This is a genomic window from Streptomyces sp. YJ-C3 (assembly GCF_053891275.1).
The window spans coordinates 2,309,319-2,335,287 of record NZ_CM132685.1 but is presented as its reverse complement, the minus strand read 5'-3'; the positions used below and the strand labels follow the sequence as shown (position 1 = coordinate 2,335,287).

At 68.9% G+C, this 25,969-nt stretch carries 20 protein-coding genes and 4 pseudogenes; 10 read left to right on the top strand and 14 right to left on the bottom strand.

The features are described from left to right. Positions 1-19 precede the first annotated feature (19 nt). From ACVHNB_RS10380 to ngcE, 7 genes are all read right to left on the bottom strand, one after another. Entirely contained in the window at positions 20-1,309 is a 1,290-nt protein-coding gene (locus ACVHNB_RS10380; RefSeq protein WP_428951679.1) for a sugar ABC transporter permease, read from the bottom strand. Further along, positions 1,306-2,097: an ATP-binding cassette domain-containing protein gene (locus ACVHNB_RS10375; RefSeq protein ID WP_428951680.1), complete on the bottom strand. Its 792-nt coding sequence runs from the start codon at positions 2,095-2,097 to the stop codon at positions 1,306-1,308. The genes ACVHNB_RS10380 and ACVHNB_RS10375 overlap by 4 nt, the downstream gene beginning before the upstream one ends. A gap of 181 nt (positions 2,098-2,278) precedes the next feature. After that, entirely contained in the window at positions 2,279-3,391 is a 1,113-nt protein-coding gene (locus ACVHNB_RS10370; RefSeq protein ID WP_428957507.1) for a substrate-binding domain-containing protein, read from the bottom strand. 133 nt (positions 3,392-3,524) lie between these two features. Then, positions 3,525-4,724 (bottom strand): ROK family transcriptional regulator, encoded by a 1,200-nt coding sequence (locus ACVHNB_RS10365; protein ID WP_428951681.1) that lies wholly within the window; start codon positions 4,722-4,724, stop codon positions 3,525-3,527. Positions 4,725-4,914: 190 nt separating this feature from the next. Next, positions 4,915-5,823 carry a carbohydrate ABC transporter permease gene (locus ACVHNB_RS10360; RefSeq protein WP_428951682.1) on the bottom strand — a complete coding sequence of 303 codons (909 nt, stop codon included), beginning with the start codon at positions 5,821-5,823 and terminating at the stop codon, positions 4,915-4,917. Next, the gene (locus ACVHNB_RS10355) at positions 5,820-6,881 is read right to left on the bottom strand and encodes a carbohydrate ABC transporter permease (RefSeq protein ID WP_428951683.1); all 1,062 of its coding nucleotides are present in this window, start codon (positions 6,879-6,881) and stop codon (positions 5,820-5,822) included. The genes ACVHNB_RS10360 and ACVHNB_RS10355 overlap by 4 nt, the downstream gene beginning before the upstream one ends. Before the next feature lie 7 nt (positions 6,882-6,888). Beyond that, on the bottom strand, positions 6,889-8,229 hold the full coding sequence (gene ngcE, locus ACVHNB_RS10350) for an N-acetylglucosamine/diacetylchitobiose ABC transporter substrate-binding protein (RefSeq protein WP_456228862.1): 1,341 nt from the start codon (positions 8,227-8,229) through the stop codon (positions 6,889-6,891). A 1,497-nt stretch (positions 8,230-9,726) separates the two neighbouring features. On the opposite strand from ngcE, the gene ACVHNB_RS10345 reads away from it, so the two are divergent. Beyond that, positions 9,727-10,098, top strand: coding sequence for an STAS domain-containing protein (locus ACVHNB_RS10345; RefSeq protein ID WP_428951684.1), 372 nt, complete (start codon positions 9,727-9,729; stop codon positions 10,096-10,098). Positions 10,099-10,368: 270 nt separating this feature from the next. Beyond that, entirely contained in the window at positions 10,369-14,193 is a 3,825-nt protein-coding gene (locus ACVHNB_RS10340; RefSeq protein ID WP_456227875.1) for a GH92 family glycosyl hydrolase, read from the top strand. Positions 14,194-14,255: 62 nt separating this feature from the next. Here the strand turns inward: ACVHNB_RS10340 and ACVHNB_RS10335 are convergent. Next, positions 14,256-14,351 (bottom strand): annotated as a pseudogene (locus tag ACVHNB_RS10335) (ATP-binding protein); the annotation flags it as partial. Between the two features lie 232 nt (positions 14,352-14,583). Here ACVHNB_RS10335 and ACVHNB_RS10330 point away from each other — a divergent pair. From ACVHNB_RS10330 to infA, 4 genes and pseudogenes are all read left to right on the top strand, one after another. Then, positions 14,584-14,709: pseudogene (locus ACVHNB_RS10330) on the top strand (transcriptional regulator); the annotation flags it as partial. Positions 14,710-14,776: 67 nt separating this feature from the next. Then, a pseudogene (locus ACVHNB_RS10325) lies at positions 14,777-14,929 on the top strand (DUF397 domain-containing protein); the annotation flags it as partial. A 179-nt stretch (positions 14,930-15,108) separates the two neighbouring features. Continuing rightward, positions 15,109-15,873 carry a GNAT family N-acetyltransferase gene (locus ACVHNB_RS10320; RefSeq protein WP_428951686.1) on the top strand — a complete coding sequence of 255 codons (765 nt, stop codon included), beginning with the start codon at positions 15,109-15,111 and terminating at the stop codon, positions 15,871-15,873. Next, positions 15,873-16,097: a translation initiation factor IF-1 gene (infA, locus tag ACVHNB_RS10315; RefSeq protein ID WP_365569308.1), complete on the top strand. Its 225-nt coding sequence runs from the start codon at positions 15,873-15,875 to the stop codon at positions 16,095-16,097. Before ACVHNB_RS10320 ends, infA begins: the two co-directional genes overlap by 1 nt. A 13-nt stretch (positions 16,098-16,110) precedes the next feature. Here the strand turns inward: infA and ACVHNB_RS10310 are convergent, their stop codons facing one another. Then, complete coding sequence (locus tag ACVHNB_RS10310) at positions 16,111-16,764, bottom strand: dihydrofolate reductase family protein (protein WP_428951687.1); 654 nt, start codon at positions 16,762-16,764, stop codon at positions 16,111-16,113. 214 nt (positions 16,765-16,978) lie between these two features. Then, positions 16,979-17,140, bottom strand: a pseudogene (locus ACVHNB_RS10305) (mycothiol transferase); the annotation flags it as partial. A gap of 245 nt (positions 17,141-17,385) precedes the next feature. Here ACVHNB_RS10305 and ACVHNB_RS10300 point away from each other — a divergent pair. Beyond that, positions 17,386-17,571: a hypothetical protein gene (locus tag ACVHNB_RS10300; protein WP_428951688.1), complete on the top strand. Its 186-nt coding sequence runs from the start codon at positions 17,386-17,388 to the stop codon at positions 17,569-17,571. Between the two features lie 81 nt (positions 17,572-17,652). Here ACVHNB_RS10300 and acnA read toward each other — a convergent pair whose 3' ends face one another. Further along, positions 17,653-20,367 (bottom strand): aconitate hydratase AcnA, encoded by a 2,715-nt coding sequence (acnA, locus tag ACVHNB_RS10295; RefSeq protein WP_428951689.1) that lies wholly within the window; start codon positions 20,365-20,367, stop codon positions 17,653-17,655. A 327-nt stretch (positions 20,368-20,694) separates the two neighbouring features. Here acnA and ACVHNB_RS10290 point away from each other — a divergent pair, with 327 nt between their 5' ends. The 3 genes from ACVHNB_RS10290 to ACVHNB_RS10280 all read left to right on the top strand — a co-directional run bounded on the left by ACVHNB_RS10290 (position 20,695) and on the right by ACVHNB_RS10280 (position 23,318). Continuing rightward, a complete protein-coding gene (locus tag ACVHNB_RS10290; RefSeq protein WP_456227874.1) occupies positions 20,695-21,468 on the top strand; it encodes an MBL fold metallo-hydrolase in 774 nt (257 codons plus the stop codon). Between the two features lie 51 nt (positions 21,469-21,519). Next, positions 21,520-21,717 carry a DUF4236 domain-containing protein gene (locus tag ACVHNB_RS10285; RefSeq protein ID WP_428951691.1) on the top strand — a complete coding sequence of 66 codons (198 nt, stop codon included), beginning with the start codon at positions 21,520-21,522 and terminating at the stop codon, positions 21,715-21,717. Positions 21,718-21,791: 74 nt separating this feature from the next. Then, a complete protein-coding gene (locus ACVHNB_RS10280) occupies positions 21,792-23,318 on the top strand; it encodes a helix-turn-helix domain-containing protein (protein ID WP_428951692.1) in 1,527 nt (508 codons plus the stop codon). Positions 23,319-23,453: 135 nt separating this feature from the next. On the opposite strand, the gene ACVHNB_RS10275 is transcribed toward ACVHNB_RS10280, so the two are convergent. Genes ACVHNB_RS10275 through ACVHNB_RS10265 form a run of 3 tightly spaced genes read right to left on the bottom strand, consistent with a single transcriptional unit; the run spans position 23,454 to position 25,874 of the window. Continuing rightward, positions 23,454-24,305 carry an alpha/beta fold hydrolase gene (locus tag ACVHNB_RS10275; protein ID WP_456227873.1) on the bottom strand — a complete coding sequence of 284 codons (852 nt, stop codon included), beginning with the start codon at positions 24,303-24,305 and terminating at the stop codon, positions 23,454-23,456. Positions 24,306-24,333: 28 nt separating this feature from the next. Then, positions 24,334-24,747 (bottom strand): RidA family protein, encoded by a 414-nt coding sequence (locus tag ACVHNB_RS10270; protein ID WP_428951694.1) that lies wholly within the window; start codon positions 24,745-24,747, stop codon positions 24,334-24,336. After that, the gene (locus ACVHNB_RS10265; protein ID WP_456227872.1) at positions 24,744-25,874 is read right to left on the bottom strand and encodes an acyl-CoA dehydrogenase family protein; all 1,131 of its coding nucleotides are present in this window, start codon (positions 25,872-25,874) and stop codon (positions 24,744-24,746) included. Before ACVHNB_RS10265 ends, ACVHNB_RS10270 begins: the two co-directional genes overlap by 4 nt. Between the last annotated feature and the right edge of the window lie 95 nt (positions 25,875-25,969).

Here is a 25,969-nt window from a genome sequence, read left to right as displayed (position 1 = left end):
GGGAAACCGTCAGAAGCCGTCAGGCGCGGCCGGCCGACTTCTGGGTCTTGCGGGTGATCGAGTCGATGACGACCGTGGCGAGGAGCACACCACCGGTGATCATGTACTGGATCGGGGTGGCGATGCCCTGGAGGGCCAGGCCGTACTGGATCGACGTGATGACCAGCACACCGAGCAGCGCGTTCCACGTGCGGCCCCGGCCGCCGAAGAGGCTGGTGCCGCCGATGACGGCCGCGGCGATGACGTTCATCAGGAGGTCGCCGGAGCCGGCGCCCTGGTTGGCCGCCGCGATCTTGGAGGCCCAGAAGAGGCCGCCGACCGCCGCGAAGAGGCCCGCGATGGCGAAGACCGAGATCCGGACCGCCGTGACGTTGATACCGGCACGGCGCGACGCCTCGACGCTGCCGCCGAGCGCGAAGACCTTGCGGCCGTACGAGGTGCGGCGCAGCACGAAGTCGCTGCCGACCAGGACGATCGCGAAGAGCAGCACCGCGAGCGGCAGGCCCTTGTACTGGTTGAAGATGACCGCGACGCCGAAGACGCCGACGGCGAGCAGCACCGTACGCACCAGGAGGTCGCTCAGCGGGCGGGACGGGATGCCCGCGGCCTCGCGGCGGCGGTTGGCGAGGAAGCTCGGCACGAAGTAGGCGAGGACCGCGACGACGGCCAGGCCGTAGGCGGCGGCGACGTCCGAGAAGTAGTACGTGGTGAGCTTGCCGACCACGCCGTCGCTGTCGAGGTTGATCGTGCCGTTGGAGCCCAGGATCTGGAGCATGAAACCGTTCCAGAACAGCAGGCCGGCCAGGGTGACGGCGAACGCGGGGGCGCCGACCCGGGCGAAGAAGAAGCCGTGCAGGGCACCGATGACCGCGCCCGCGGCGAGCGAGACGAGGACGGCGAGCCACTCGTTCATCCCGTGCGTGACGCTCAGCACGGCGGTGATCGCCGAGGAGACACCGGAGACGGAGCCGACGGACAGGTCGATCTCGCCGAGCAGCAGCACGAAGATGATGCCGACCGACATCATGCCGGTGGCCACCATGGCGACGAAGATGTTGTTGAGGTTCTCCGCGCCCAGGAACGCCGAGTTGAGGCTCTGGAAGATCGCGCAGATGACGATCAGGCCGATGACGACCGGGATGGCACCCAGGTCACCGCCCTTGACCTTGCGCTTGAACTCGCTGAGGTAGCCGGCGAAGCCCTGCTCGCGCACGAGGAGGCGGGGGTCGACGGCGGTCACGGCGGCGCCGGCCGCGGCGGGGGCGGTGTCCACGGGGGGCTGCTTCGGTTGCGTCTTGTCGATGCTCACTTCTGAGCCTCCGCGTTGCTGCGCGCCGCACGACGGGTCACGGCGTTGTCCGTGGCGCCGGTGATGGCGGAGATGATCTCTTCCTGCGAGGTCGTCTTGACCTCGAACACACCGTTGTTGCGGCCGAGCCGCAGAACGGCGACCTTGTCGGCGACGGCCTTCACATCGGCCATGTTGTGGCTGATGAGGATGACCGCGTGGCCGCGCTCGCGCAGGCGCTCGACGAGGTCGAGGACCTGCGCCGTCTGCTCGACACCCAGGGCGGCCGTCGGCTCGTCGAGGATGACCAGCTTGGGCTCGCCGAGCATGGAGCGGGCGATGGCCACGACCTGGCGCTGACCGCCGGAGAGCGAGGCGATCGGGATGCGCACGCTGGGGATGCGGATCGACAGGGTCTGGAGCAGCTCACGCGAGCGGCGCTCCATCTCGACCTCGTCGAGGACGAACCCGCGCTTGATCTCGCGCCCCAGGAAGAGGTTGCCGACGACGTCGATGTTGTCGCACAGCGCGAGGTCCTGGTAGACGGTCGCGATGCCCAGGTTCTGGGCGTCGTGCGGCTTGTTGACCGCGACGGCCTTGCCGTCCCACTCGATGACACCTTCATCGATGGGGTGCACACCGGCGATCGTCTTGACAAGGGTGGACTTTCCGGCACCGTTGTCGCCGACCAGGGCGACCACCTCACCGGCGTGGACCTCAAGCTCTACGTCGGTGAGCGCCTGGACGGCACCGAATCGCTTGGAGACCCCGCGCAACGCCAGCACGGGCGTAGCGGACACGTGAACCATCTCCTTCGCCGCCAAAGGCCTGACCCGGCGGGAGGTTGAACAGAAGAGAAGACTGAGGGGGGTGTGTTCCGTCCGGCGCCCCGCCGTTGAGCTTGCGGGGCTGTCGGCGACAGGGCGCCGGACGTGCTTACACAGGAGCGCTACCGGGAAAGGTGCGCAAGTCCCGTGCAGGACAAGGGGGTTACTTCAGACCGATCTTGTCGCACGCGGCCTTGTACTTGGCCGAGCAGATCTCGTCGAGGGTGTAGTAACCCTCCTTGACGACCGTGTCCTTGATGTTGTCCTGGGTCAGCGAGACGACCGGGACGATCACCGACGGGACACCCTTCTCGGTGCCGCTGTCGACGGTGCCCGTGGCGAGCGAGCTGTCGAGCTCGCCGTCCTTGGCGATCGAGACGGCCATCTTGGCGACGGTCTCGGCCTCCTGCGGGTACGACTTGAAGACGCTCATGTACTGGTCGCCCGTGACGATGCGCTGCACACCCGCGAGCTCCGCGTCCTGGCCGGTGACCGGCGGGAGCTTGCTCAGGCCGGCGGCCTTCAGGGCGGTGATGATGCCGCCCGCCATGCCGTCGTTGGCGGAGTAGACGCCGTCGATCTTGTCCTTGCCGATCGCGGAGATCGCGCCTTCCATGTTGGTGTTGGCGTTCTCCGGCTTCCACTCCTTGGTGTCGTAGGACTTGGCGATGGTCACCTTGTCCTTGAGCACGGAGAGGGCGCCCTTCTTGAAGAAGGCGGCGTTCGGGTCGGTGATCGCGCCGTTCATCATCACGATCTTGCTGCTCTTGGTGGCCTTGGAGCCCATGGCCTTCAGGAGCGCCTCGCCCTGGGTCTTGCCGACCTCCTCGTTGTCGAACGAGGTGTAGGCGGAGATCGGGCCCTCGGCCAGGCGGTCGTACGCGACGACGGGGATGTTCGCGTCCTTGGCCTTCTTCACACCGCCCGCGACGGCCTTGTAGTCGACCGCGTCGAGGATCAGCACGTCGACCTTCTTGGTGATCATCGTGTCGATCTGCTGCGACTGGAGGGTCGCGTCCTGCTTGGCGTTGAGGTACTCGACCTTGCCCTTGCCATTGGTCAGCTCGGATATCTGCTTCTCAATGATCGGCTTGTCGAACTTCTCGTAGCGCGCCGTCTGGTTCTCCGGCAGCAGCAGGCCGACAGTGATGTCGTCGCCCTTCTTGGCGCTCGACTTGTCGCCGTCGCCCTTGTCGGTGGACTCCTTGGCGCTGCCACAGGCGGCGAGAGAGACCGCCATGGCGGTGGCACAGAAAGCAACGGCGGCACGACGCATACGCGTGTTCACTTCAGAAACCTCCCTGACGAGGCCGCGACGTTGCGGCCGAGGTGGCTGGAAGTCAACTCGGCCGCAACCCCAGCGTCAAGGAGTAAATCCTTAACGAGATGGCAACGGTGTCATGCGTTCTCTAAGTGAAGGCAGGTGTAGCGGTGGGGACAGAACCGTCCAAAAGGGTCGAATCGCCCATCTCGCTGAGCGCCAGGGCGAGCGCCCCGAGCACCTCCGCACGGCCCCCCAACGCCCCAGGAAGGACGGAGAGTTGGCGGGCGGCACTCGGGATCGCGTAGCGGCTCACGGACTCTCTGATGGGCCCCAGGACCAGCTCTCCGGCCTCTGCCAGATCGCCGCCCAGGACGACCCGGCTGGGGTTGAGCAGATTGCAGAGATTCGCGACCCCGGAGCCGATGTGCCGGCCCACGTCGGCGATCACCCGGCGGCAGCCCGGGTCGCCGTCGCGGGCGAGCCGTACGACGCCCTCCATGGTCAGATCGGTGCCGTGGGAGGACTGGAGCAGCGGCAGCACGTAGCGGGCGGCCGTGAAGGTCTCCAGGCAGCCGCGGTTGCCGCAGCGGCACACCGGGCCCGACTCGTCCAGCGTGATGTGCCCGATCTCCCCCGCGGTGCCGCCCGGCCCCCGGTAGATCTTGCCCTCGATCACGAGCCCGGCGCCGACGCCGCTGGCCACCTTGATGTACGCGAGGTCCCGCACGCCCCGCCCGCTCCCCCAGACCAGCTCGCCGAGCGCGCCCAGGTTGGCGTCGTTGTCGACGTGCACGGGCACACCCAGGCGGCGGCTGAGCTCCTCGGCGGGCTTGGTGCCGGTCCAGCCCGGCAGGATCGACGTGGAGCCCAGCGTGCCGCTCTCCACGTCGATGGGGCCCGGCACACCGAGCCCGACGCCGGCCACCTTCGAGCGGTCCACGCCGGTCGCCGCGACCAGGCGCTCGACCAGCTCCTCGGCGCGGTCGAAGCCCTGCGCGGCGCTGGCGTCCACGTCCAGCGGCTCGGACTCCTCGGCGAGCACCTGGTGGGCCAGGTTGCCGATGGCCACCCGCAGGTGCGTGTGCCCGAAGTCGACGCCGATCACGATGCCCGCGTCGCCGCTGAGCGACACGCTGCGGGCCCTGCGCCCCCCGGCCGAGGTGGGCGTGACCTCGACGGTTCCCCCGTCCTTGAGCTCCCGGACGATGTTGGAGACCGTCGCCGCGGACAGACCCGTCGTCCGCGCGATCTCCGCCTGCGTGAGCGAACCGGCGAGCCGCACGGCGCGTACGACCCGCTCCAGATTGGCCCGGTGCAGCGACGACTGCGACCCCGGAGTCTCCATTGACTCTCCACCTCTGCCCCTGGCCGATGTCACACCGGGTGACTGGCCCTTGTACAAGTTATGAACTCCAAGCTCCGCTGAAGGCACCTGTGGCGTCAAGCCCTTGACAGAAATCGGTTCCAGCGGGCGCGCACAAGGGTTCGGCCCCGGAGAGGTGTCTCTCCGGGGCCGGCCCTGTACGTGACGGGCGTCAGCGGAAGGTGCCCTGCGACACCGAACCGGCGATCCGCCGCTGGAAGATGATGTACACGATCAGGACGGGCACCACCGTGATCACGATGGCCGCGAACAGACCCCCGTAGTCGATGTCGTAGACCTGCGAGGACGCGTAGGCGGACATCCCCTGGGTGAGGACCCACTTGTCCTGGTCGGTGTTGAGCGCCACCGGCAGCAGGAACTGGTTCCACAGGCCCAGGAAGTTGAAGATCGCCACCGCCGCCATGCCCGGACGGGCCATCGGCAGCATCACCTGGAAGAACGCCCGCCAGTCACCGGCACCGTCGATCAACGCCGCCTCGTAGACGTCGTGCGGCAGAGACCGGAAGAACGAGTAGAGGAAGAACATCGTGAACGGCAGCGCGAACGCGACGTAGGTGAGAATCAGCCCCGGACGCGTGTTCAGCAGCCCGAAGTTCTGCAGCTGGAAGAAGAGCGGCACGATCGCCAGGAAGACGGGGAAGGTCAGCCCGGCGAGCATCACGTAGTAGATCAGCCGGCGGCCGGGGAACTCGAACCTGGCCAGGATGTAGGCGCACATCGCGCCGAGCAGCATCACCAGGAACAGCGCGCAGACCACGACGATCACCGAGTTCAGGAAGTACTTCCCGATGTTCGCGTCGGTCCACGCGTGCGCGTAGTTCTCGAACCGCCAGCGATGCGGCAGCTTGAAGGGCGACGAAAGGATCTCGCTGGTCGACTTGAAGGACGAGACCAGCACCCACAGCATGGGGACGATCACGATCACGGACCACAGGATCAGCAGGGTGTGCGAGATCACCGCGAACCTGCGGTCGCTGCTCGCGGCGGCTCTCGTCAGTTTCCGGTCCCTCGCCGGCTTCCGGTCACTCACCGGCTTCCGGTCGGCAGCTACGGCGCTCACTGGGCACCTCCCTTGGCTCCTGCACGCCGAGCCCCGAACCCACGCGCTTTCTTCTTGCTCTCGTTCTCGCCGCCACCCGTCAGACGGTTGACGAGGAACACCAGCGCCGCGAACACAAGGGTGACGACGGCGAGGACGACGCCCATCGCGGTGGCGTATCCGAACTGCTGCTTGGCGAAGGCTACGTTGAACAGCCGCTGACTGATCGTCAGGGTCGAGTTGTTCGGGCCGCCGCCCGGCAACATCGCCTGTACGTAGACGAACGCGTCGAGGGCGGCGATGCCCAGGTAGATGTACGCGGTCTGCACACTGTCCCGGATCGCCGGCAGGGTGATCGAGATCGTCGTCCGGAACCGGCCGGCTCCGTCGATCTTGGCCGCCTCGTACAGCTCGCCGGGAACTCCCTTGATCGCGGCGATGAAGAGCACCGCGTAGAACCCGACGAGCCCCCAGACGATGACGAACATCAGGGCCGGCATCGCGCTCACCGTTTCGCCCAGCCAGGCGAACTTGTCGAACCCGTCGAGGCCGATCCCGGTGAGGATGCCGTTGAGCAGGCCGGCGTTCGGGTCGTACATCTGCGCCCAGATCAGGCCGACGATGATCGCCGGCACGACGTAGGGGAAGAACGAGATGATCCGGTAGAAGGACGCTCCCCGGATTCCCCGGACGGGGCCCTTGCTGGGCCCGCCCAGGGTGATGGCCACCGCGACCCCGAGGGCGAGCGTCAATGTCACCAACGGCACGCAGACCGCCAGCAACGCGACGTTGCGCAACGCCTTCAGGAAGATGTCGTCCTGGAACATCTTCGTGAAGTTGTCGAAGCCGACGAAGTTGTAGTCCGGGCTGAAGCCGCGCCAGTCGGTCATCGCCCAGAAGATCGCCTGCACGAAGGGGTACAGGACGAAGAGCACGAAGATGGTCAGCGGAATACCGAGGAACGCGAGGAAGAACGTCACCCGGTCGAAGGTGAGTTTGCGGCGCCGGGGCCGCCCACCGCGAGCGGCCGGCGTCGGCCGGCGGCTCGCGGTGTCGGAGGTGGTGATCTTGTCTTTCATCGCAGTGCTAGCTGACCTTGATCTTGTCGACGGAGTCGTCTTCCCGGACCTTGTCGGAGATCTTCTGCAGCGCCGAGGTCAGGCCCTTGCCGTCGATGTCGCCGGCCAGGAACGAGTTCCACGGCACCAACTGGTCCGTGTTCATCCCGTAGGCCTCGACGAAGTTGTAGGTGAAGATGTTGGTGCCGGCGGCCTCCAGCATCTTCGTCTGCGAGACGAGGGCGGACGAGCCGTAGCCGTCGGCGGGCACGGTGCCCTTGACGATCGTCGGGGCCAGCTTCGTCTTGGAGAAGTTGGCGGCCGCCTTCTCGGACAGCATCGCCCGCAGCGTTTCCTTGCCGCCGGCCGGGTTCTTGCCCTGCTTGGGCACGATGAACGGCTCGCCCGCGGCCGCGCGAATCGCCTCGTAGGGCAGCTTCGGCTTGTCGGTGAGCGTCATCGACGGAAAACCGGTCATCTGGAAGTCGGCCTTGGTGGCCTTCTTCATCTCGTTCTCGATCCAGCCACCGGACGGGTAGAGCAGCGCCTTCTGGTCGTTGCTCCAGATCGCCTGCGCCTTCTGGAACTGGGTGCCGGAGCCACCGGGGACGAACATCTTCTGCTTGACCATGGTCTCCATGACCTTGATGACGCCCTGGACGGCCGGGTGCGACCAGCAGCCCTTCTCCAGGTTCTCCAGCGCGAGCCGGACCTCGTCGCCGCCCTCCTTGATCGCCGAGTCGATCAGGAGCGTGCGGTAGTAGGTCGCCGCCTCCTTGCCGTGGACGAAGAGGTACTTGCCCTTCTTCTTCGCCTTCTGGCCGAGGTCGAGCGCCTCGTCCCACGTCTTCGGCGGGGTCCAGCTGTTCTCCTCGAACAGCGTCTTGGAGTACCAGACGCCGTACACCGTCATCACGTAGTTGAGCGCGACGAACTTGTCCTTGAACGTCCCCGGGGCCTTGACGCCGGGGTAGACGATGTCGGCGATCTTCTTGCCCTCGTAGGTGTTGGCCTCGAAGACGTCGTCGAGCTCCTCGAGCTGGTCGAGGATGCCGAGGAAGCCGATCTGGTCCTCACCGGAGTTGTCGATGAGGTCCGGCGGGTTGCCGCCGACGAACCGGGGCTGGAGCTCCGGGGCGATGTCGACGACCGGCTTGACCTGGACCTTGAGACCCTTGACCTGGCTCCCGACCACCTGGTTGACGTAGTCGACATAGTCGGTGCCGTAGCCGCCGTCGAAGATGGCCGCGTCGACCTTGGAGTTCGCGGCGACGCCGAACGGGTTCTTGGCGTCCTTCTTGCCCTTCGGGCCGCTGTCCCCGTCGTCGTTGCTGGAGGGAGAGCCACACGCAACAGCGAACGAACCCATGGCCGCGGTCGCGATCGCCCCGCGCAGGAGCGTCCGCCTGTCAAGAGAGCCGGCACGAATGGTCATCTCTGCATCCTCACTGATCGAATGGATCTGTACGGGTTTGCTGCGTGTGCGGCTGCCGGGCCAGGTCGGCCGTGCGTCGGCCGCACATCTCATCGAGCGAGCCCTGGTGCCGGTCCCCGCCGGAGAGGTCTGCGGGAATGCGCATCAGGGCGTTCTTGCTGCCGTCCCGGAGCCGCTCGGCGGCTCCGACGGTGATCAGCTGAGCGATGCCGGATAGACGGTCGCCGCGGCCGGAGCGACGGTCGCGCTCCGCTCGGTCAGATCGCGATGGCCTACGCCGGGGGTGGATCCCATGCTCAAGTCCTCGCCTTCTCCAGGACTCAGGCGGTGAACCGGATCCTCCCCGGCACCGCGGTGATGTGCTGTGTTGTCCCCTCCTGAAAGGGGAACGCAGATGGAGCTGGGTGGTACCAGGAATTCCGGGACAGCTGGAAATACACGGATGCCGGGCCGCTGACCGCGCCCCGCCGAATCCCCCGCCCCCCGGGCCCGGCCGTGGCCTGAACTCGGGCCGGGCCGGACGCCGACAGGTATAGTCCACTCCCTGTGAGCTGGGCAAGATCGAATGCAGGTTTGGACGCCGGTCTTTTCCGAGTTGAGACCTCCCGGAAATAAGCCGCAGCCCTACAGATGTCGATCTTTCCAACTCCGTTGCCTACAAGGGATGTAGTGGTATAGCGCGGGCAGGAAGTCACCGACGCGTTCAGCTGGGGACGAGCATGGCGAATACCGCGCTGTCGGGCATCCCGGGGCACCGTGCGTTCGGGCAATGAACGAGTGGCACCCGTTCATAGGGTGTGTTCCGGCCACGTCCACGTGGCTCCGCGTATCCGCGAGGGCGTACCCGCGGGACCACACCTCTCCCGTCGTACGCGCCGGGCAGCTTCCTCCATTTGTCCCGGTGTTCTCGTCGAGCGCGTCTGCGGGATGCACGCGGCAGCCGCCCCGCACCGCGACAGTGTGTGACCGCCGGCCCGGGCCCTTCGCGGGACGACGGTCGCACGTCGGGCTCGGAGCAGGGTCCACGGCCGGCGCCGGACGAGGGATCGGACGCGTACGAGGTCCCCGCCGCACCGGCGAAGCGAGACAGCCTCAACTGCTTTACAAAGAAGGGGACATGATCGGAGCGCCATCACCTGAGGGCCGGTATCGGGGGCGGCACCGCGCAGCCGCCGGGCCCGGCATCTCCGTGGCCGTACCACGACTCTGCGGGACTATCGGGACACACCTCGTGGGAGTACGCTTCGTAGCAGTCCGCGGACTGCACGTGGCCGTCAGTGCGGTACCGACCGTCCGACGATCACTCGGGCCCGAGGAGGCCCGCACGTCAGCGACTGTCCTACGCGGAAACCCGATCCCGCACCATGAGCACCACCAGGCCCACGGGTGACCGAGACCCACCCTCACCTTCGCCGTACGGCACCTCTCCCCATGACCCCGGGACCCTCCATGCGCGGCTACTTCGTCGACGACCTGCTCCTCATCACCCCCCTCCATCACGCCGCCGGCGTGCGCCTGTTCGGCGAGGTCGTCGGCGCCCACAAAGCCTCTCTGGCCGTTGCCGTGACCGAGTACAGCCGCACCGCCGAAGAGATCACCGTGGATCTGACCCAGGTCCACTACCTCGCCAACAGTGCCCTGGAGACCCTCGTCGCCCTGGCGCGCAGCCTCACCCCGCCCCAGCACCTACGGGTGCTGGCGAACCCCGAACTCGCCTTCCAGGAAAGGCTCGCCGCCCAGGGATGGGACGAGATCGAGACACTCCGGCTGACCGTCGAGACACGCCGGCCCGACACCGGCTGACGACGCGACTCCCCCGCCCGCGCACCGCCGGGCCCCCATGGGGAGTTGCCGACCTGCGACGATCCGGCAGACGCGGACACCGGCCCCGCACCCGCGCCCGCAGCCCGTCGGCCGCGCCCACCCTCACCGGGCCCCGGTCCAGGCCCGGCACCCGCGCGCCCCGCACTCGGTCCGCGCCAACACCCTTGACACCACAAGCCACTTACCTCCCTACTGGACCTTACGCAGCGAACTGACAACGTTGTCGAACCGCCGGGAGGGTGCACACCCATGCAGGGCAGATCGATCCGATCCAGACACAGACTCGCCACCACGGCGGCCCTGGGGGCGGCCGCGCTGGTGCTGACGGCGGTCGGGCAAGGCGCCGCGGCCGCCCAGACGACACAGAAGCCGCGGCCGGCCAAGGAGTTCAGCTCCTCCTTCGAGGAGGGGCAGCCCGCTCCGGACTGGCTGAACACGGTCGACACCGCCCCGGACGGCAGCAAGCGGTCGAGCGGCGTCGACGGCGGCTACAGCGGCGGCATCCCGGGCAACGTCAACGGGCACGTCACGGACGTCCGTGCCAGCGACGAGAACGCGGGCGGCGGCGAGACCAAGGAGAACCTGCTCGACGGCGAGTCGACCAGCAAGTGGCTGGCGTTCACGCCGACCGCCTGGGTCGAGTACGACCTGGACGAGCCCGCCAAGGTGACCCAGTACGCGCTCACGTCCGCCAACGACCACGCCGAGCGCGACCCGAAGGACTGGACCCTGAAGGGTTCGGCCGACGGGAAGGAGTGGACGACGCTCGACTCGCGCTCCGGCGAGGCGTTCGACAAGCGGTTCCAGACGAAGACCTACAAGCTGGAGAAGCCGGCCGAATTCGCGCACTTCCGCGTCGAGTTCACGAAGAACAACGGCGCGAGCGACGCCACCCAGCTCGCCGACCTCCAGTTGTCGACCGGCGACGACCAGTCGCCCGCGCCCGAGGACATGCTGTCGCTCGTGGACCGAGGCCCGAGCGGGTCGCCGACGGCCAAGGCGGGCGCCGGCTTCACCGGCAAGCGCGCGCTGCGCTACGCCGGTACGCACAAGGGCGACGGGCGGGCGTACTCGTACAACAAGGTCTTCGACGTCGATGTGGCGGTGCAGCGGGACACCGAGCTGTCGTACAAGATCTTCCCGTCGATGGCGGACGGGGACCGGGACTACGACGCCACGAACGTCTCCGTGGATCTCGCCTTCACCGACGGCACGTATCTGAGCGACCTGAAGGCCGTCGACTCCCACGGCGGGCTGCTGACCCCCCAGGGCCAGGGTGACGCCAAGCGGCTGTACGTCAACCAGTGGAACGCGGTGAAGTCGGGCATCGGGTCGGTCGCCGCGGGCAAGACGATCGACCGGGTCCTGGTCGCGTACGACTCCGCGAAGGGGCCGGCGAAGTTCCGCGGCTGGCTCGACGACATCAGCATCGCGCAGGCCGAACGGACGCGCCCCAAGGCGCACTTGAGCGACTACGCGTCCACCACGCGCGGCACCAACTCCAGCGGCGGCTTCTCCCGCGGCAACACGTTCCCGGCGACCGCCGTCCCGCACGGCTTCAACTTCTGGACGCCGGTGACCAACGCGGGCTCGCTGAGCTGGCTGTACGACTACGCGCGCGACAACAACGCGGACAACCTGCCCACGATGGAGGCCCTGGCCGCGAGCCACGAGCCGAGCCCGTGGATGGGTGACCGGCAGACGTTCCAGATGATGCCGTCGGCCGCGGCCACGGTGGACACGTCCCGCACCGGGCGCGCGCTGCCGTTCAAGCACGAGAACGAGACGGCCAGGCCGTACTACTACGGCGTGACGTTCGAGAACGGCGTCAAGGCCGAGATGGCGCCGACCGACCACGCGGCCGCGCTGCGCTTCAGCTACCCGGGCGACAACGCGAGCGTGGTCTTCGACAACGTCTCCGAGCAGGGCGGTCTCACGCTCGACAAGGACAACGGGATCGTCACCGGCTACTCGGACGTCAAGTCCGGCCTGTCGACGGGCGCCACGCGGCTGTTCGTCTACGGCGTCTTCGACAAGCCGGTCAAGGACGCCGAATCCGCGGGCGTGAAGGGGCACTTCACCTTCGACGCGGGCAAGGACCGCACGGTCACCCTGCGGCTGGCGACCTCGCTCATCAGCATCGACCAGGCGAAGGACAACCTGCGCCAGGAGCTGCCGGAGCACCGCTCGTTCGACTCGGTGAAGAACGCGGCGCGCGCCCAGTGGGACACGCTGATGAACAAGGTGGAGGTCGAGGGCGCCACGGAGGACCAGCGCACCACGCTCTACTCCTCGCTCTACCGGCTGTACCTGTACCCCAACTCCGGTTTCGAGAAGGTCGGTTCGACGTACAAGTACGCCTCGCCGTTCTCGCCGATGCCGGGTCCGGACACCCCGACCCACACCGGCGCGAAGATCGTCGAGGGCAAGCCGTACGTCAACAACGGCTTCTGGGACACGTATCGCACGACGTGGCCCGCGTACTCGCTGCTGACGCCGAAGAAGGCCGGTGAGCTGGTCGACGGGTTCGTGCAGCAGTACAAGGACGGCGGCTGGATCTCCCGCTGGTCGTCACCGGGTTACGCGGACCTGATGACCGGCACGTCATCGGACGTGGCGTTCGCCGACGCGTACGTGAAGGGCGTCGACTTCGACGCGGAGGACGCGTACAAGGCGGCCGTGAAGAACGCGACCGTGGTGCCGCCGCAGTCGGGTGTGGGCCGCAAGGGCATGGAGACCTCGCCCTTCCTCGGCTACACGAGCACGGACACGCACGAGGGCCTGTCGTGGGCGCTGGAGGGCTACCTCAACGACTACGGCATCGCACAGATGGGCCAGGCCCTCTACAAGAAGACGGGCAAGGAGCAGTACAAGGAGGAGTCGGAGTACTTCCTCAACCGGGCCCGTGACTACGTCAACATGTTCGACGACAAGGCGGCCGGTACGGGCTTCTTCCAGGGCAAGGACGCCAAGGGCGACTGGCGGGTGAAGTCCGCGGACTTCGACCCGGCGATCTGGGGCTACGACTACACGGAGACGAACGCGTGGGGCTACGCGTTCACCGCGGTCCAGGACAGCAAGGGCCTCGCGAACCTGTACGGCGGCAAGGACGGTCTGGCGAAGAAGCTCGACACGTACTTCGCGACGCCGGAGACCGGGTCGTCGGACGTGGCCGGTTCGTACGGCGGCGTCATCCACGAGATGACGGAGGCGCGGGACGTCCGGATGGGTATGTACGGCCACTCGAACCAGGTCGCGCACCACGTCACGTACATGTACGACGCGGCCGGCCAGCCGTGGAAGACGCAGGAGAAGGTCCGCGAGGTCCTCTCCCGGCTGTACACGGGCAGCGAGATCGGGCAGGGCTACCACGGCGACGAGGACAACGGCGAGCAGTCGGCCTGGTACCTCTTCTCGTCGATGGGCTTCTACCCGCTCGTCATGGGCAGCGGTGAATACGCCATCGGCTCCCCGCAGTTCACGAAGATGACGCTGCACCTGGAGAACGGCCGCGACCTGGTCGTCAAGGCGCCGAAGAACAGCGCGAAGAACATCTACGTGCAGGGCGTGAAGGTCAACGGCAAGACCTGGTCGAAGACGTCGCTGCCGAACTCGGTCGTCGCCAAGGGCGGTGTCATCGAGTTCGCCATGGGCGACAAGCCGTCGTCGTGGGGCACCGGCAAGGACGCCGCGCCGACGTCCATCACCAAGGACGACAAGGTGCCCTCACCCCGCAAGGACGCGATCACCGGCTCGGGCCCGCTCTTCGACAACACCTCGGCCACGTCGGCGAGCGTCGAGTCGGCGGACCTGCCGGTCCCGGCGGACGGCACGAAGGCCGTGCAGTACACGCTGACGTCGGACGACAAGGCGAAGGCCCCGGCGGGCTGGAAGCTGGAGGCGTCGGCCGACGGCACGTCCTGGAAGACGGTGGACGAGCGGTCCGGCGAGTCCTTCGGCTGGGACAAGCAGACGCGGGCGTTCTCGGTCGCGTCGCCGGGCTCGTACAAGCACTACCGGCTGGTGTTCACCGGTGGGGCGGCGACGGTGGCGGAGGTGGAGCTGCTGTCGTAGCCGCCGTCTTCGGTGCGGGCCCCGTCGGGATCTTCCGGCGGGGCCTGCGCCGTTCCCGCCACGAACGCGCACCACACCACTTTGCCGGGGTCCCGCTCCCCCACGCACCATTTGTCGGCCGGCGCCTCCACGAGGAGCAGCCCGCGCCCGTTCTCGGCGGTGCCGCTCCGCTCAGGGACGGGGACGGCGGGGGTGCCGGGCCTCGGTGAAGTCGCGGGCGGCGGGCACCGATTGACGTTCACGGCGGTAGAAGCGTTCGCGGAATTCCTGGTTCATGGGCGGCAATGTCGCGGAGGGTGATTCACTCGGGACAGTCCGTGGACCCCGACAGATTCTTTGTCGGGGTAGGAGTGGGGTGAAGTGAGAGTGGGGTCGGGGAGATTGACCGTCATGAGCCCCGGGAAGCGTCCGCCGAAGAATCCGTCGGCGTTGAGGATGGTCGGTGAACTGCTCGCCCTGTTCCGCAAGGCGGCCGGATACACCCAGGCGACGCTCGGCGCCAGGCTGGTGATCGCCGAGTCGACCATTGCCGCGTACGAGCAGGGCAGACGGCCGTTGCCGGAGCGGCAGGAGATCCTGCACCTCAAGTGTCCGCCGACGCGAAGGCGGAGCCTGCGTCGAGGTGGCCGCCCACCCCACCGCCATCCACATCCGCGACTCCAAGAACACCGAAGGCCCCCACTTCACAGTCGCCCCGAGCGCCTGGGCCGCCTTCCTGGAGCTGCCCCGCGCTTAAATCCGTGGACGGGACGGCATCGCGGCGCTTAATGTCTGGGCCGAACCGTGATGCAGCCCGAGGAGGTGGGACCCATGACCGCAGTACGCACGTGGGCGCTCTCCTCATTCTCACGGGCCGGCCACTGACATAGGTCGCCGGGAGCGCCCGTACTGGGCGATTCCGAGAGGCAGAGACCTATGGACACGACAGAGATCACGCGCGTCGCCGACTGGCAGTGGCACGCGCTCGAGGACGATCAGGTGGTCGGCCGGGGCGAGACCTGGCGCAGGCACGACGGCCGGATGTTCCTGAGCATCGACTCCTGGCAGGACACGGCGTTCGACCGCCTGGCCACGGCCATGCTGGCGGAGCTGCCGAGGCCGCTGTACACGATGGTCGACGCGGCCGACCTGGCGCTGGCGTCCCGGTGGGAACAGGCGGGATTCGCGCCCGCGCGCAGCGAGCACGTGTACCGCGTGCCCACCGATCCGGCGCGCACGGGGCTAGGTACGGCACGGCCCCCACAGGACGTGACGATCCTCCCCCTCGGCGCGGCGGAGAAGGACCCGCTGCGCGAACTGGACCGTACGATCCGGGCCGAGGTCGAGGCCACCCTCGGCTGGCGGGAGATGCCGGCCGAGGTGCTGCCCCGTCTCGACGACGCCACCGTGATCGACCCGACGAAGTACGCGGTGGCCGCAGAGGGCGACCGGTACGTGGGCCTGATGCGGGTGGCGCCGGTCCCCCGGCAGCCGAGGATCGGGCTGCTCGCCGTACGGGCGGACCGGCACCGGCGCGGGATCGCGCGGGCGCTCCTGGCCGACGTACTGGGCTCCCTGCACCGGTCGGGGACCCTGCTGGCCACGGCCGAGATCGGCGCGGCCAACACGGCCGCGGCCGCGCTGTTCGACGACATCGGCGCGGAACGCGTCGGAAGCAACCTGGAGGTCGTACTTCACTGATGCCGAAGACAAACCCTGGTATCGAGATCGAGGGCACGGTCACCGAGTGCCTGCGCAACGCCACGTTCCAAGTGGAACTGACCAACGGGCACAAGGTGCTCGCCCATATCAGCGGCAAGATCCGGAAGAACTACATCAAGATCCTGCCGTTCGACCGCGTCCTGGTGGAGCTCAGCCCCTACGACCTGACACGCGGCCGCATCCTCTACCGGTACCGCAACTGAGCTGTCCCGGCGTTCACTTCCGCCAGAACAGGTGGTGGACGACACTGCCGCCCGGGCTCGGCACCACGTCCAGGTGGAACCGGTCGCGCAGTTCGTCCGGCGACTCCCACAGCCGCGATCCCGAGCCGAGCTTCACGCCCGGTGAGACCGCCACGTGCAGGGTGTCGACGAGGTCGGCGTCGAGGAACTCGCGGATGACGGTGGCGCCGCCGCCGAGCCGGACGTCCTCGCCGCGGGCCGCCTCACGCGCCTGAGCGAGGACGGTCGCCGGGTCGGCGTCGACGAAGTGGAACGTGGTGTCGGAGAGCGTGATCGAGGGCCGGGTGTGGTGGGTCATCACGAAGACGGGCGTCCGGAAGGGCGGCTCGTCCTCCCACCAGCCCTGCCACTCGTGATCCTCCCAAGGGCCCTTCTGCGGGCCGAACTTGCCACGGCCCATGATCTCGGCGCCGATGTTGCGAGCGTAGTCCCGGGTCAGGTAGTCGTCGAGGCCGCGACTGCCGCCCGGGTCGGTCCGCATCGGCCAGCTCGCGGTGGCCCCGCACCAGGCGAACATGGTGCCCGGATCGGCATGCCCGAAGGGCCGCTCCAGGCTCTGCCCCTCCCCCGCGCCGAAGCCGTCACCGGACACATTGAAGTTCTGAACGCGCAGCAACTGCTCGGCCATGAGTGGTGCTCCTGTCGTCGCGGGTGGCGGCTGCCTCGGTCAGACTCTGCCGGACGGAAGAACCCATCGCACCTCCACGCGCCGTGTGCCCCGTGGCATGCCGCGACACGTGATCGACGCTGGACACAGGCCACCGTCCACCCCGGCATGTGGGCCGGCCCGGACGACGACCTGCGCGACAACGACAACGCGCCGGAGGGCGAACGGGCCACCCCAGCCAGGTACGCCAGCCGCGTTCGACCTCGGCGAGGTGCCGGATCAGGCCGAGCAGTGACATCGACGGCGGAACAGACCGGGTGGCCAGCTGCTCGGGTTCCAGGCCCTCGCATTTCATGCGCAGGGTGATCCGATAGCTCGTCAGGAAGTCGTGCACCGAGCAGGCCGTGGTCGACACCGCGTACGCCGACCTGGAGCGCGAGCAGGCGGAGACGGACGCGGCGCCGGCGGCGTTCACGGGCCGGTGGGCCTCTCGGCATCGGCAACTGCCGGTAGGGACACGAGATTCATCCGGAGCCCTCAGGGCACCTTGAACTCCATGACCATAGAGGTGGGAGCTACTAACTACCTCGCCGGCGCACTCGGTGGAGTTCGGTCTACAGCTCGCTCCAAGGAGATCGGTCAATGAACGAAGCCATCAACAAGACGTTGGCTTTCTCCGCGATCCTGGTCGCCGGAGGAGCGGTGGGATGCATTGCCGGTGTGACCACTGGTGATACGCCCCCGGTGGTGTTCGGAGCGATAGCCGTCGCATGTGGCCTGGTCCTGACCGTCTTCTCGGTGCTGGCCCGCAGAAAGACGCGCAACTAGAGCGCCGGACCCGGCTGACGACGAAAGGGGCCGCGCCCCGGGCGAACCCGGGACGCGGCCCCAACTACTGCACCCTGGCGCTTAGTTGCGGATCAGGTTGCGCAGCACGTACTGCATGATGCCGCCGTTGCGGTAGTAGTCCGCCTCGCCGGGGGTGTCGATGCGGACGACCGCGTCGAACTCGACGCCGGTGTCGGTGGTGACCTTCACCGTGCGCGGCGTGGTGCCGTTGTTGAGCTCCTCGACGCCGGTGAAGGAGAAGGTCTCCTCGCCGGTCAGGCCGAGGGACTCGGCGTTCTGGCCCTCCGGGAACTGGAGCGGCAGGACGCCCATGCCGATGAGGTTCGAGCGGTGGATGCGCTCGTACGACTCGGTGATGACGGCCTTGACGCCGAGGAGCGCGGTGCCCTTGGCGGCCCAGTCGCGGGACGAGCCGGAGCCGTACTCCTTGCCGCCCAGGATGACGAGCGGGGTGCCCTGCTCGATGTAGTTGCGCGAGGCGTCGTAGATGAAGGAGACGGGGGCGTCCTCCTTCGTGAAGTCGCGGGTGTAGCCGCCCTCGGTGCCCGGCGCGAGCTGGTTGCGCAGGCGGATGTTGGCGAACGTGCCGCGGATCATGACCTCGTGGTTGCCTCGGCGCGAGCCGTAGGAGTTGAAGTCGCGGCGCTCGACGCCGTGCTCCGTGAGGTACTTGCCGGCCGGGGTGTCGGCCTTGATGGCACCGGCCGGGGAGATGTGGTCGGTGGTGACCGAGTCGCCCAGCTTCGCCAGGACGCGGGCGCCCTGGATGTCGGAGACCGGGGTGGTCTCCATCGTCATGCCCTCGAAGTACGGGGGCTTGCGGACGTAGGTGGACTCGCTGTCCCACTCGAAGGTGTTGCCGGTCGGGATCGGCAGCGCCTGCCACTGGGCGTCGCCCGCGAAGACGTCGGAGTAGGACTTGTTGAACATGTCCTCGCCGATGGCGTTCGCGACGACGTCGTTGACCTCGGCCTCGGTCGGCCAGATGTCGGCCAGGTGGACGGGCTTGCCGTCCTGGTCGACGCCGAGCGCGTCCTTGGTGATGTCGACCTTCATCGAACCGGCGAGGGCGTACGCGACGACCAGCGGCGGGGACGCCAGGTAGTTCATCTTGACGTCGGGGTTGATGCGGCCCTCGAAGTTCCGGTTGCCGGAGAGGACCGAGGTGACGGCGAGGTCGTGGTCGTTGACGGCCTTCGAGACCTCCTCGGGCAGCGGGCCCGAGTTGCCGATGCAGGTGGTGCAGCCGTAGCCGACGAGGTTGAAGCCGACCTTGTCGAGGTACGGCGTCAGGCCCGCCTTGTCGAAGTAGTCGGTGACGACCTTCGAGCCCGGGGCGAGGGTGGTCTTGACCCACGGCTTGCGGGTCAGGCCCTTCTCGACGGCCTTCTTCGCGACGAGCGCGGCGGCGACCATCACGTACGGGTTCGACGTGTTGGTGCAGGAGGTGATCGCGGCGACGGTGACGGCGCCGTGGTCGAGCTCGTACGTCGTGCCGTCGGGGGCGGTCACGGTGACCGGGTTGGACGGGACGCCGTTGGAGACGGCCGGGGCGTCGGAGGCCGGGAAGGACTCCTTGCCGGCCTCGGAGTCGTCCGAGACGTAGTTGCGCACGTCCTGGGCGAACTGCTGGGAGGCGTTGGCGAGGACGATGCGGTCCTGCGGGCGCTTCGGGCCGGCGATGGAGGGGACGACCGTGGAGAGGTCGAGCTCCAGCTTCTCGGAGAAGTCGGGCTCGGCGGCCGGGTCCAGCCAGAGGCCCTGCTCCTTGGCGTACGCCTCGACGAGCGCGACCTGCTGGGCGTCACGGCCGGTCAGGCGCAGGTAGTTCAGGGTCTCGTCGTCGATCGGGAAGATCGCGGCGGTGGAGCCGAACTCCGGCGACATGTTGCCGATGGTGGCGCGGTTGGCCAGCGAGGTGGCGGCGACGCCCTCACCGTAGAACTCGACGAACTTGCCGACGACGCCGTGCTTGCGCAGCATCTCGGTGATCGTGAGGACGAGGTCCGTGGCGGTGGTGCCCGGCTTGAGCTCACCGGTCAGCTTGAAGCCGACGACGCGCGGGATGAGCATGGAGACCGGCTGGCCGAGCATCGCGGCCTCGGCCTCGATGCCGCCGACGCCCCAGCCCAGGACGCCCAGGCCGTTGACCATCGTGGTGTGCGAGTCGGTGCCGACCAGGGTGTCGGGGTAGGCCTGGCCATTACGGACCATGACCGTACGGGCCAGGTGCTCGATGTTGACCTGGTGGACGATGCCGGTGCCCGGGGGGACGACCTTGAAGTCGTCGAAGGCGGTCTGGCCCCAGCGCAGGAACTGGTAGCGCTCCTTGTTGCGGCCGTACTCCAGCTCGACGTTCTGGCCGAAGGCGTCCTTCGTGCCGAACTTGTCGGCGATGACGGAGTGGTCGATGACCAGCTCGGCCGGGGACAGCGGGTTGACCTTCGCGGGGTCGCCGCCGAGCTCCTTGACGGCCTCACGCATGGTGGCGAGGTCGACGACACAGGGCACGCCGGTGAAGTCCTGCATGATCACGCGGGCCGGCGTGAACTGGATCTCCTGCGAGGGCTGGGCCTGGGAGTCCCAGGTGCCGAGCGCACGGATGTGGTCGGCGGTGATGTTCGCGCCGTCCTCGGTGCGGAGCAGGTTCTCCAGAAGAACCTTGAGGCTGTAGGGAAGGCGAGCAGAGCCCTCGACCTTGTCCAGCCTGAAGATCTCGTACGACTCGTCGCCCACGCGCAGCGTGCTGCGGGCGTCGAAGCTGTTCGCCGACACGACAGTCTCCTTCATATATGTGCGCGTTCCACCGCGATCCTGCCGCCACGCCACGTTGCCGATCAGCTAAGGTAAGGCTAAGTTAGGTAACCCTTACCGTCCGATGCGGCGGTGCCGTGGGGTCGCGGTGCGCCTCGGCAGATATCTCGATGTCGAGATAACTCTAGTACATCACCCGGCGGTGCCATCAAGCGGTGCCGTCCGGCCCGCTTGCCGCGCGTACCCGGGACCGACCCCTTCATCGTCGTACGGCGCCGGGGGAAGCACCAGCGCTGTCCGATTCACCCCGGTCGCGGCGGAGTGGCGGACGTCCGATAGCGTCCCGCAATGGCCAGTGACCTTCGTCTCACCGTGCTCGGCAGCGCCACTCCGTACCCCGCCGCGGGCAACCCGTGCTCGGGATACCTCGTCACCGGCGGCGGCACCCGGATCTGGGTGGACGCCGGGAGCGGAACGCTCGGCGCGCTGCAGCGGCACGTGCCCCTCGGGGACATCGACGCGATCTGGGTGTCGCACCTGCACGCCGACCACTGCGCCGACCTCCTCAGCGCCTACTACGGGCTGCTGTACGCGGACGTGGACCTCGCCGCCCCGCTGCCCTTGTACGGGCCCGCGGGGATCGCGGACCGGCTCGCCTTGTTCCTCACCCACGGGGGCCGGCGCAGCCCGGTCGAGAAGGCCTTCGACGTGCGGGAGCTGACGGACGGGCGGCGCGACCGGATCGGGGCGCTGGAGCTGACGTCGCGGAAGGTGGCGCACGGCATGCCCGCGTTCGCGCTGCGGGTCGAGCACGCGGGGCGCGCGCTCGTGTACTCCGGGGACAGCGCACCCTGCGCGGCTCTCACCGAACTGGCCGCCGGCTGCGGGACGCTGCTGTGCGAGGCGGACGGGGACCACGACGAAGGGGGCGAAGGCGGCGAAGGGGTGCACCACTCCCCCGAGGAGGCCGGGGAGACCGCCGCCGCGGCGGGCGCGGGCCGGCTGATCGTGACGCACGTGGGGCGCGCCGTGTCGCCCGGGGACGCCGTGACGCGGGCGGGCTCGCGGTTCACCGGGCCCGTGGCGTACGCCGCGCCGGGGGCCGTGTTCCCCGTCGACTGATCGCGGCGGCCGGGGGTATCCGGAAAGCACCGCACGGAAGGAGCCAGACCGATGCCGCTCACATTCCGCAAGAGCTTCCGGATCCTGCCGGGAGTACGTCTCAACATCAACCGCAAGTCGTGGTCGATCACGACGGGCGGTTCGCACGGGCCCAAGCGCACGCACAGCAGCACCGGGCGCCGGACCACGTCCATGGACCTGCCGGGCCCCTTCGGCTGGCGTCGGACCCGTACGAGCAAGCGCCACTGAGTCCTCGTCAGGGCCCGTCACCCGCACGGACCCCCTCGGCATGCGTCATCTCATATCTGAGATAGCCTGCCGCTATGGCAGACGACTACCTCGTACGCATCGGCAAGCTCATCCGCGACGCCCGTCAGCACCGGGGCTGGACGCAGGCGCAGCTCGCCGAGGCGCTCGGCACCAGCCAGAGCGCCGTGAACCGCATCGAGCGCGGCAATCAAAACATCAGCCTTGAGATGATCGCCCGAATTGGCGAAGCGCTGGACAGTGAGATCGTCTCTCTGGGCTACGCGGGACCGATGCATCTGCGGGTGGTCGGCGGCCGTCGGCTGTCCGGTTCGATCGACGTGAAGACGAGCAAGAACGCGTGCGTGGCGCTGCTCTGCGCGTCCCTGCTGAACCGCGGGCGCACGGTGCTGCGCCGCGTCGCCCGGATCGAGGAGGTGTACCGCCTCCTGGAGGTGCTCAACTCCATCGGCGTGCGCACCCGCTGGATCAACGACGGGGTGGACCTGGAGATCGTGCCGCCCGCCGAGCTGGACATGGGCGCCATCGACGCGGCGGCGGCCCGCCGCACCCGCTCGATCATCATGTTCCTCGGCCCGCTGCTGCACCGCATGGACCGCTTCAAGCTGCCCTACGCGGGTGGCTGCGACCTCGGCACCCGCACGATCGAGCCGCACATGATCGCGCTGCGCCGGTTCGGCCTGGACATCACGGCGACCGAGGGCATCTACCACGCGGAGGTCGAGCGGACCGCGCCGGACCGCCCGATCGTGCTGACCGAGCGCGGCGACACCGTGACGGAGAACGCGCTGCTCGCCGCCGCCCGCCACGACGGCACCACGGTGATCCGCAACGCCTCGTCCAACTACATGGTCCAGGACCTGTGCTTCTTCCTGGAGGCCCTGGGCGTGCGGGTCGAGGGCATCGGCACGACGACCCTGACCGTGCACGGCGTGCCGCAGATCGACGTGGACGTCGACTACTCGCCGTCCGAGGACCCGGTCGAGGCGATGAGCCTGCTGGCCGCGGCGGTCGTCACCGAGTCCGAACTCACCGTGCGCCGCGTGCCGATCGAGTTCCTGGAGATCGAACTGGCCGTGCTGGAGGAGATGGGGCTCGACCACGACCGCTCGGCCGAGTACGTCGCCGACAACGGGCGCACGCGGCTCGTGGACCTCACGGTCCGGCCCTCCAAGCTGGAGGCGCCGATCGACAAGATCCACCCGATGCCGTTCCCGGGCCTGAACATCGACAACGTGCCGTTCTTCGCGGCGATCGCGGCGTCGGCCCAGGGCAAGACCCTGATCCACGACTGGGTCTACGACAACCGCGCGATCTACCTGACCGACCTCAACCGGCTCGGCGGCCGCCTCCAGCTCCTCGACCCGCACCGGGTCCTGGTGGAGGGCCCGACCCGCTGGCGGGCCGCCGAGATGATGTGCCCGCCCGCCCTGCGCCCCGCGGTCGTCGTGCTGCTGGCGATGATGGCCGCCGAGGGCACGTCGGTGCTGCGCAACGTCTATGTCATCAACCGCGGTTACGAGGACCTGGCGGAGCGGCTGAACTCCGTCGGCGCGCAGATCGAGACGTTCCGCGACATCTGAGCCGATCCGGCACCCACGTCCGTGGCGATGCGGCGGCGGACGTGGAGCCGGGCTGGGGCCCGGCGTGAGGGCGGCCTCATGAGGTGCCGCCGCGCTCCTGTCGCCCTGATCGGCGTCGGCCTGTGAGGGGCCTTCTCAGGCGCCGGGGGCGGTGGACCCGACGAACTCCCGGATCGCCGCCGCGAGGGCGCGCGGCCGGTCCAGCGGGATGAGCGTGCCGCACTCGTCCAGCTCCACCAGGCGTCCCTGCGGCAGCAGTTCGGCCAGGCGGCGGCCGTGCGCGGGCGGCATCATCCGGTCCTGCCGGCCCCACACGACGAGGGCCGGGCGGTCGTAGGCGCGCAGGCCGTCGGCCGCCTCCATCATCTCGCTGCGCACGGTCGCGCGCAGGTAGTGCCGCAGGACGGCGCGGGCCGCGGGGTCCTTGCGCAGGGGCTCGACCCAGCGGTCGGTCAGGTCGTAGGGGACGGGCCGGTGGGACATCACCGCGTACCCCGTGCTGGGCACCCGGCGCAGCGGGCGCACGGAGAGGACCTGCGCGAGGAGCGCGAGGCCGCCGGGGACCCGGGACGCCACGTCGAGGAGCTTGCCCGCCGGGCCCGGCGGATAGTTGTCGAAGGCCTCGCACCCGGCGACGACCATGCGGCCCACGCGCTCGGGCCGCTCGACGGCGAGCTGCTGGAGGCGGCCCGCGTCGTTCTCCACGAACACGGTGTCGTCGCCGAGCTTCAGGGTGTCGGCGAACTCGCCGATGAGCAGCGCCATGGTGCGGGGCGAGAGCCGGGCCCCGGGCCGCAGCGGGATGCGGTGGCTGCCGTACGGGAGGGTCGGGACGATGCAGCGCACGGACGCGCCGAGCGCGTCGACGACGTGCCGCCACACCGTGCCGTCCTGGGCGAGTCCGTGGAGCAGGACCACGGGCGTGCCGTCGCCGCCCGTGTCGTCGTACGCGAGCGGACCTACGGAGAGTTCGGCCTGTTGCGTCATGCCCGTGAGCCTAGGGCCGGTGTTCCGGCTACGGGAGGACCGCTGTGCCGTCCAGTTCGACCAGGGCCTGCTCGTCCCAGAGGCGGACCACGCCGATCACGGCCATCGCCGGGTAGTCGCGGCCCGCCAATCTCCGCCAGATGGCGCCGAGTTCGCGTGCGTGGGCGCGGTAGTCCGGTACGTCCGTGGCGTAGACCGTGACGCGTGCGAGGTCGGCCGGGGTGCCGCCCGCGTGCCGCAGGGCCGTGAGCAGGTTCGTCAGGGCGCGGGTGAACTGCTCGGGCAGCGTCTCGCCGACGATCTTGCCGTCGGTGTCCAGGGACGTCTGGCCGGCCAGCAGGACCAAGCGGCTGCCCGTGGCGACGACGGCGTGCGAGAAGCCGGTGGGCGGGGAGAGCTCGGGCGGGTTCAGCCGCTCGGGACTGCGGCGCGTGGAGCTCATCGAGTCGCCTCCTTGTACACCTCACGCGCGATGATGGTGCGTTGGACCTCGGTGGCGCCTTCGTAGATCCGAGGCGCCCGGACCTCGCGGTAGAGGTGTTCCAGGAGGTGGCCGCGGCGCAGCGCCCGGGCGCCGTGCAACTGGACTGCGGTGTCGACGACTTGCTGCGCCGTCTCCGTCGCCAGAAGCTTGGCCATCGCGGCCCGCCGGGGCACCCCGTCGGCGCCCTCGTCGTACGCCGCGGCGGCCGCGTACACCATCAGGCGGGCCGACTCGACACGCACGGCCATGTCGGCGACCTGGTGCGCGACGGCCTGGAGGTTCTTCAACGGGCCGCCGAACGCCTCCCGTTCGGCGGTGTGCGCGAGGGTCGCGTCGAGGGCCGCCTGCGCCATGCCGACGGCGAACGCGCCGACGCTGGGCCGGAACAGGTCCAGGGTGCTCATCGCGACCCGGAATCCCGCGCCGGGTTCGCCGAGCACGTCGTCCGCGCTCACCGGTACGCCGTCGAAGGCGAGGGAGCCGATGGGATGCGGGGAGAGCATGTCGAGGTGCTCGCCGGTCAGGCCGGGACGGTCGGCGGGGACCAGGAACGCGGTGACGCCGCGGGCGCCCGCGGAGGGGTCGGTGCGGGCGAAGACGGTGTAGAAGTCGGCCTCCGGCGCGTTCGAGATCCAGCACTTCTCGCCGGTCAGGCGCCAGCCGGTGCCCTCGGTACCGTCCTGGTGGGCGCGCAGCGCGAGGGCCGCCGCGTCGGAGCCCGCGCCCGGCTCGCTCAGCGCGAACGCGGCGACGGCGCGGCCCGCGCCCACCTCGGGCAGCCAGCGCTCGCGCTGCTCCTCGGTGCCGTACGCGTGGACGGGGTGCGCGCCGAGGCCCTGCAGTGCGAGCGCCGTCTCGGCCTCGGTGCAGACGCGGGCGAGGGACTCGCGCATCAGGCACAGGTCGAGCGCGCCCGAGGTGAACAGGCGCTCCAGCAGGCCGAGTCGGCCGAGTTCGGCGACGAGCTCCCGGTTGACGCGGCCCGTCTCGCCCTTCTCGGCGAGGGGCACGAGGCGTTGCTCCGCGTGTTCGCGCAGTGCGGTACACCAGGCGAGTTGGTCGGGTGGGAGCGAGAATGTGCCCATACGCCGGTGCTCCTCTCACGACGGCGGCCGGCCGGCCCCTCGACTCCCTCCACCGTATCGCGCCCCATTGACTGTCGTCACCACAACGATACGCT